Source organism: Pseudomonas sp. 3A(2025), from assembly GCF_054589175.1.
Window position 1 is genome coordinate 1 of sequence record NZ_BAAILM010000047.1, and the last position, 563, is coordinate 563.

Sequence of the window (563 nt, forward strand, 5' to 3'; positions counted from 1 at the left end):
TTCCATGCCCTGCTGTGCCGCGAGCAGGTGACCGTACTCAACCAGACACCGTCGGCGTTCAAGCAGTTGATCCCGGTGGCCTGCGACAGCACTGAATCGTTGGCGCTGCGTTATGTCGTGTTCGGTGGCGAGGCGCTGGACGTCGGCAGCCTGGCGCCGTGGTTCGAGCGCTTTGGGGATCAACAGCCGCAACTGATCAACATGTACGGCATCACTGAAACCACAGTGCATGTGACCTATAGGCCATTGTCCAGAGCCGACCTGCAACAGGCCTCGGTCAGCCCGATCGGCGAGGTGATCCGTGATTTGTCCTGGTATGTGCTGGACAGTCAGCTCAACCCGGCCATTCCGGGCGTGCATGGCGAACTGCATATCGGTCGTGCAGGTCTGGCGCGCGGTTACCACAATCGTCCCGCCTTGACGGCGGAGCGGTTCATTCCCGACCCGTTCGACACCAGTGAGCAGGGCGGTAGCCGGCTGTACCGCAGTGGTGATCTGGGCCGTAGTCGTGCCGGCGGCGTGGTGGAGTACGCCGGTCGCATCGACCATCAGGTGAAGATTCG

Annotated in this window: 1 protein-coding gene; it reads left to right on the top strand. The window is 62.2% G+C overall.

What is annotated here, in order from left to right; translation table 11 throughout:
- Positions 1–563: AMP-binding protein (locus tag ACYP2A_RS17815; protein WP_459746963.1), on the top strand; the 563-nt coding region annotated here is incomplete at both ends.